Source organism: Clostridium drakei (genome assembly GCF_000633595.2).
Lineage (GTDB): Bacteria > Bacillota > Clostridia > Clostridiales > Clostridiaceae > Clostridium_AM > Clostridium_AM drakei.
The window spans coordinates 1-1,217 of record NZ_JIBU02000107.1; the positions used below are offsets into that span (position 1 = coordinate 1).

At 36.0% G+C, this 1,217-nt stretch carries 1 protein-coding gene; it reads right to left on the reverse strand.

Features of this window, described 5'->3' with window-relative positions:
• Window positions 1–11: 11 nt before the first annotated feature.
• Window positions 12–1,205 carry an elongation factor Tu gene (gene tuf, locus EG57_RS0224965; RefSeq protein ID WP_032079783.1) on the reverse strand — a complete coding sequence of 398 codons (1,194 nt, stop codon included), beginning with the start codon at window positions 1,203–1,205 and terminating at the stop codon, window positions 12–14.
• Between the last annotated feature and the right edge of the window lie 12 nt (window positions 1,206–1,217).

Here is a 1,217-nt window from a genome sequence, read left to right on the forward strand (position 1 = left end):
AAAATCAAAAATTACTCAACAATTTTAGTAACAACACCTGAACCTACTGTTCTTCCGCCTTCTCTTATTGCAAATCTTAATCCTTCATCCATTGCTACTGGTGTTATTAATTCAACATTCATATCTATATGATCTCCTGGCATAACCATTTCTACTCCTTCTGGTAATGCGATTGATCCTGTAACGTCTGTTGTTCTGAAATAAAACTGTGGTCTATATCCATTGAAGAATGGTGTATGTCTTCCGCCTTCTTCTTTCTTTAATACATACACTTGACCTACAAATTTCTTGTGTGGGTGTACTGAACCTGGTTTTGCTAATACTTGACCTCTTTCGATGTCATCTCTTTGTATTCCTCTTAGTAATGCTCCTATGTTATCTCCTGCCATTGCTTGATCAAGAAGCTTTCTGAACATTTCTACTCCTGTTACTGTTGTCTTGCCTTTTTCTTCTTTTAATCCTACGATTTCTACTTCGTCTCCAACTTTTAGTATTCCACTTTCAACTCTTCCTGTTGCAACTGTTCCTCTTCCTGTGATTGTGAATACATCTTCTACTGGCATTAAGAATGCTTTATCTGTTGCTCTTTCTGGTGTTGGTATATAGCTATCTACTGCATCCATTAATTCATGTATGCATTTTGTTGCTTCTGCATCATCTGGATTTTCTATTACTTTTAATGCACTTCCTACTATTATTGGAATGTCATCTCCTGGGAAGTCATACTCACTTAATAATTCTCTTACTTCCATCTCTACTAATTCTAATAATTCTGGATCATCTACTTGATCTGCTTTATTTAAGAATACTACTATGTAACTTACTCCTACTCTTGATGCTAGTAGTATATGTTCTCTTGTTTGTGGCATTGGACCATCTGCTGCACTTACTACTAAGATTGCTCCATCCATTTGTGCTGCTCCTGTTATCATGTTCTTTACATAGTCAGCATGTCCTGGACAATCTACGTGCGCATAATGTCTGTTTTCTGTTTCATATTCTACATGTGCTGTGTTGATTGTGATTCCTCTTTCTTTTTCTTCTGGTGCTTTATCTATTTCGTCATACTTAAATGCTTCTGCTTTTCCTTCTTTTGCTAACACCATTGTTATTGCTGCTGTTAATGTTGTCTTACCGTGATCTACGTGTCCTATTGTTCCTATGTTTACATGTGGTTTGTTTCTTTCATATTTTGCTTTTGACATTTTTATTCCTCC

Excerpts from the sequence above, each read along its gene's own strand:
- tuf (WP_032079783.1), bottom strand. The coding sequence starts at position 1,205 with ATGTCAAAAGCAAAATATGAAAGAAACAAACCACATGTAAACATAGGA.